Origin of the sequence: Chamaesiphon sp. VAR_48_metabat_403 (genome assembly GCF_031422475.1) — a bacterium.
In the GTDB taxonomy this organism is placed as follows: Bacteria; Cyanobacteriota; Cyanobacteriia; order Cyanobacteriales; family Chamaesiphonaceae; genus Chamaesiphon.
The window spans coordinates 1-5,868 of sequence record NZ_JANPLS010000430.1 but is presented as its reverse complement, the minus strand read 5'-3'; the positions used below and the strand labels follow the sequence as shown (position 1 = coordinate 5,868).

Below are 5,868 nucleotides of genomic sequence, written 5' to 3'. Positions count from 1 at the left end.
CAGTCGTTTCTTCTTCCTTATCTTTCTTTTCTTTCTCTTCCTTATCTTTCTTCTCTTTCTTCTCTTTCTCTTCTCTATCTTTTCTTTTTTTCTCCTCTCTTTCTCTCTCTTCCTCCCGTTCCTTTTCTTTTACTAAATCCTTAATTTTTACTACTGCAAGGATGATGATAACGATGATTCCGATGATAAGCAGAGCCTGAACTACAACTGCACCTATAGCCACTGGCGCAGCAAGCACAGCTGCGCGTTGAATCTTGCCTTGAGCTATTTCTGAGTTACCCGAATCAGATAAATCAGAAGTTGGAGAAGACATCAAAGGTGTAGAAAGAGATGCCTGCAAATTCTGCAAAAGTGATTCAATTGCAGATGCTGCAATTGGCTCGGTTCCAGGAGGAGCCGTTGAGTCAGTAGAGTCAGTTTGAGCAGCAATTTCAGGCAAAGCGATCGAACCCTGCGATTTTTCGCTCAACGCAGCCAAATGACCATTCAAAGTCGCGATTCGATCGCTTGATAGATAGACAAACTCTTGCCCCGCAACTTTTTGCATTGCTTGACTAATCTGTGCCATTACACTAGCTTTTTTCTTGAGAAATAACTCATTGCTATATTGCTCACCTTTTTCTCTAGCCCAATCAACGGCATCACCACCAGCTTGAGTAACAGAGTCAACTGCGGCACTACCCTTATCTTTCGCCCAATCAACGGCATCGCTTCCTGCCTCAGTGGCAGTATCGACGGCTGCACCACCCTTATCTTTCGCCCAATCAAAGGCATCACCACCCGCTTGAGTGACAGAGTCAACTGCTCCACTAGCCTTATCTTTAGCCCAATCTAAAACGCCTCCACCCGAACTATTTTCTGGTTCTTTTTTTTCATCCTCCTCATCACCAAACCACGATCTCTGCACTCCCATTTCCGCAACAGAGGATATTTCGACCGACCTCTGTACATTTTCCTCTTCATCACAAGCTGCACACTTTAGCTGAACGTCTGGCTTCTTAAAAGTCTGCTTTGTTTGAACTCCACCTGTTTGCTGTATCACATGAGTCAATTCATGTGCCGTCAGCTCATTATTCCCTGGTGACTTCCCTGCACCAAAATAAATATCACTCCCATGTGCAAACGCTTGAGCATTGACACCCCGATTCATCTGCACGGCATCACTCCCCGTATGCACCCGCACCCCACTAAAATCAGCCCCAAAACGCGGCTCCATAAACGATCTCACGTCATTCGATAGCGGGCTACCGCCACCTTTACTTCCATTTAAGCGATCCTCTAAGTTGGAGCTACTGTGAGCATCATCATCTGAGTTTACCTTTCGCTGAATTGAAGTTAGTTCGGGTATTTGCCCATATTCGCTCTTCGCCTGAATTCGATCGCTATCTTCTTCTGATTTTGATTCTTCTTTCGTCTCTTCCTGACAGTCGGTACAAGCTCTTTGAATTGGCTGGCTCGAAGATCGAGTTTGTACCGAGCTAGTGACAATCGATGTCGCTAATCCTGGCTCTGGCATCGCCATTACTTTCCGTGCGTTACTATCGGCTTCTTGCTCGTATTTGTCTCCAGGTTGCCCGATTGATAGTTTTGTCTGAATTGGTAATGTTGTAGGATTGGAAATGTTCGCCCCATTCTGATTTAACTGCTTTGCTTGCTCGTAGTTTTCCCACAACTGGGCTTTACTTAATGGAGCTGACTCCGCTGCTGTTTGCTGTACCCCAAAGCCACGCGCCTGAAACGGACTCACTTTGAATGTAGAATCCAAATTCTGGCGTTTTTTAGCAGTCGTACTGAGGAGATCGGACATAATTGACAATCCATCCTTTCTATGGGTAAAGATCGAGGTACAACCAGTCAAACAATCGAAATTTTATACAATCTCTGCGGTGCCTTTAGTTATATAGTCAGAGATTTCTTTGTGGGAGTGGCTGCTACCGATCTTTGCGGCACTCCAAAGCTACTAGTTTGTAAAGTATTTGTCTTAAAAGCTCGACTCGGTAGCAGTTGTAATGTTCGATCGTCGGTTGTTTGTCGCCGAATCTGTCGATGGTAATCCATTGCTTACCTCACAAGCTGATAATTTCAAAGCATATGTATATGGTACCATCTAAACAGCTATTTCGATCGAACTGAGGTTACGGCAATACTACCGATCGAGTTTAAGTAGTTCGGATAAAAAAATTACTTCAAGCGATGCAAACGGAAGATAGAAATCGAGGGTGCATTATACTGGGACGATCGCACCCCCTATCTTTAGGTTATAGCAGGGTGGTTTCATACACCGGAAGGAAAATCTTTCAGTCCACTTGAGTGGACTTTTGTCATTAGCGGGTGGTTAAAGACTAAGCACTAGGGGTTTGACATTTTTCTTTTCTTGTATGAAACCACCCTGCCTATCTTTAGGTTATAATAGGCGATCTAGTTCTCGATTTTCCTTGATTTTATTGACAATTTGTTTGATTTCTTGGGTACGATCTTTGGCAACGATTAAGGTGACATCGCCATCACGGACGACTACGACATCTTCTAGACCGATCGTGACTACTACTTCATCGGGATTGCTAGCATAGAGTACCGAGCCTTTAGTATCGATACAGACATGATTTGCTAATTCGACATTAATATTATCGCCTTTCATCAGTCGCTCGATCGCATTCCAATCGCCCAAGTCGTCCCAACCAAAATCGGCAGGAATGACATGGGTTAATTTAGTTTTTTCCATCAAGGCATAATCGATACTAATCTTGGGGAGGGTAGGATAAATGCTGACACCTGTTTCGATTAATAGCTGCATTAATTCTGGTGAGTAAATCTGGAGTTCGGCGATCGCAGTTTTGGCTTTGAAAATAAAGATGCCGCTATTCCAGGTATAATTGCCACTAGCAATAAAATCTTTGGCTGTTGCTAAATCTGGTTTCTCTGTAAATCGATCGACTCGATAAGTTTGTAATTGCTGGTACTCTCCGCTAGACTCGCCTTGCTGAATATAGCCGTAGCCAATTGACGGAAAAGTGGGATTGATACCTAATGTGACGATCGCACCCTGAGTATGTGCCAATTCTACCGCCGCCGCGATCGTCTTGGCAAAAGCCGCCGCATCAGCAATCCAGGCATCGGCGGGGAAAAAGCCAATTACCACATCATCCCCATACCGTTTGGCGACTTCTAGACTCGCCCACGCCACCGCCGCCGCCGTATCTCTACCTTCTGGTTCGGCGAGTAAATTTGCTGCTGGTAGGCTGGGTAATTGCTCCTGTACGCCAGTTTCGAGCAGTTGAGATGTAATTACCCAAATATCGTCCCAATCGCCGACGATGGGCAGTAATCGGTTAGCTGTGGCTTGAATCAAACTTTCACCACTACCATCGAGACAGAGAAACTGTTTGGGGCGTTGTTTGCGGCTCAACGGCCAAAAACGTTCGCCTTTACCACCAGCAAGAATTACAGGGACAAATTTTGGTTGCATGGAATCGATCGAGGGGTAGCTAAATGTGAAATGCCAATAATTTACACTACCACGACCACCGAATCGGTTCTAGCGATCGATTATCCGTTAAGTAAATAAACGGAACTACACGCGCTTAAATTATGTTAAAGCTAGTAGTATAAGAGATGATTTCATGTGCGGAGGTACGATCGATGTCTGATGTCCAAACTGTTGCGGATGCTGAGGAAAGAGTAAATTTTACACCGTATTCGGCGATCGGTACCAATTTAGCAGATGTTCGCAAACGGCGAATGGAACACGATCCTACGCCGCTTAAATTGCAATTATGTTTTTATCTCAGTCCAGAATTAGCGGCTGAAGTAAATGCTGAGGTACTACGCGAACTCAGTGCCAAACAACAGCCGATTTATGGCACCTTATTAACCGCCGATGTTACCACTTTTACGGCATCTGCCGATCGATTACCCGCAGCAGTTCGATCGCAACTTCCCGTTACTAAAGATCTCCCTCTAGATTTGTATGGGTATGCCTTTTTTGCTTGTCCATTGCCACCTGTAACGTCCCTCAGTACCGACCAATATACAAGAGGCGATCGAATGGTACTTAATGGCGATGGGATGCTCTACAGGCTTGGTTTTGAAGGAGGCGAAGCAATCCTGAAAACGCGGATGATGAAAACGCCGTGTTATTATGCCGATCTTGCCGCACAGTTAGTACCCAAATTCGATAAACCTGGCTATCGTTTTCTCGATGGGGGGATGGTACGCCATAGCTTATTGCTGGGGACTCGCAACCAGATGAATACAGCTTTTTTGGCTACTAAAGAGCATCTATTGGCTACCTTCGATGCGGCGCGTCCCCATATTATCGATCCCGACTCGCTAGAATTGCTCGAACCGATTGGTGCGGCGAGTAATTGGCAAGGGTTGGCTCCCAAACAACCTGCATGGCTGACGCAAGTTTTTCAGCCTTATTCTAATCCCGCACATCCAGTTTGCGATCGATCTCAGTCGAGCGATGGCGCGGGGGAATTTATTACGGCAAATTATTCAGCCGGATTGAGTTTACTCAGTGTCATCGACAGGTTCCGGCGGTGGCTCAAGGATAAGCAGGGGAGAGAGGGAATTATCCTTAAAAATCCGTGGGGTGCGTTTACCAGTTTGGTGCGCTATCGCTTTGACAGTAATAGTTTTGAAAAGTGGCGGTTAGTATTGCCTAATGGCGAACCTGTAATTATTTTGCAGGCGATTCATCAGATGGCTTTGACGGAAGATTATATTATCGTCGGCGATATTGCCTTTAAAATCGAACTCTCGCAAATATTCGCGCCGTTTTTATTTGGAGCGATTCGCAAATATTCAGTCCAAATCGGCTATTGGTTGTCGCTAGTATTTCTGCAATTAGTTCAGCCTCTGCCTTATGCTAACTTGTATCTGGTCAAGAGAGCCGATCTCGATCGACCGATTTCACCAGGGGAACAGCCGACGCTAACGGCGATTAAAATTGTCCTCCCGCGCGAAGTTTCGCATTTTGTTACCGATTATCGCAATCCCGACGGCAAAATTACCTTAATGTCGGCACATAATGGCGGTTGGGATGTAACCGAATGGATTGGTGAATACGACGAATCCGTCAATCCCGACTGTGAAGCTACTCCCGCGCTGACTAAAGGAATTGAAATATTAGCAGGGGTAAATAAAGGTTTACCACCCGTCACACCTGTCAAATGCCTGCGGAAAGAATTTCGCGGATTCCAACCCGCACCAGTAGATCTCAATAGCGTAGCGCGATACACGATCGATGCCAATACGGGAGCCGTAATAAAGGCAAACTTTCTCAGCGATACTGGCGACAATCCCAGTAAGCGGAATACTTGGTCGGTATCTGTCAATACCCATCGCAATCTCAACCGCGATTACGAAACAGAAACAGGCGAAAAAATTACCAGCCTCTATTGGATGGGGTGGGGATTTACCTGGGAAACCATTCCCAAACGTATTTACAGAGCATACCGCGATCGCGATAACCGTGTCATCCCCGTAGAAGGCTTACCACAGTCAGATATGCCAGCTAGTCTACTACGACTGGATACAGAGCGGATGGAAATTGCTGATAGCTTTGAATTTCCGATCGGTTATTTAGCTCGCAGTCCCCAGTTTATCCCCAGCAAAGATCCTTGTCCACCGGGTAAAGATCTCGCCACCCACGGTTATATCGTCTGTGTGATTATGTCAGATGCTCAACCCAAAAATCCGCACACTGTCGCGCAAGATGAGATTTGGATCTTTCACGCCGATGACTTTAAAGGTAAACCGATTTACCGCCTGAGCCATCCCCAGATTAATTTGGGATTAACCATTCACTCCACCTGGATTCCGACGATTCAATTTGGCAAATATTCCCCCGCCGAACGTCAAGCC

General features: G+C 45.7%; 4 protein-coding genes. 1 reads left to right on the top strand and 3 read right to left on the bottom strand.

Features of this window, described 5'->3' with window-relative positions; all coding sequences use genetic code 11:
* The 3 genes from RMO79_RS20515 to RMO79_RS20505 form a co-directional block, all read right to left on the bottom strand.
* On the bottom strand, positions 1-1,807 hold a 1,807-nt coding region (locus tag RMO79_RS20515), incomplete at its 3' end, for a DUF4157 domain-containing protein (protein WP_310485125.1).
* Between the two features lie 89 nt (positions 1,808-1,896).
* On the bottom strand, positions 1,897-2,058 hold the full coding sequence (locus RMO79_RS20510; protein WP_310485124.1) for a hypothetical protein: 162 nt from the start codon (positions 2,056-2,058) through the stop codon (positions 1,897-1,899).
* A gap of 346 nt (positions 2,059-2,404) precedes the next feature.
* Positions 2,405-3,466, bottom strand: coding sequence for a sugar phosphate nucleotidyltransferase (locus RMO79_RS20505; protein ID WP_310485123.1), 1,062 nt, complete (start codon positions 3,464-3,466; stop codon positions 2,405-2,407).
* A 173-nt stretch (positions 3,467-3,639) separates the two neighbouring features.
* Between RMO79_RS20505 and RMO79_RS20500 the strand changes: the two genes are divergently transcribed.
* Positions 3,640-5,868: carotenoid oxygenase family protein (locus RMO79_RS20500; protein WP_310485122.1), on the top strand; the 2,229-nt coding region annotated here is incomplete at its 3' end.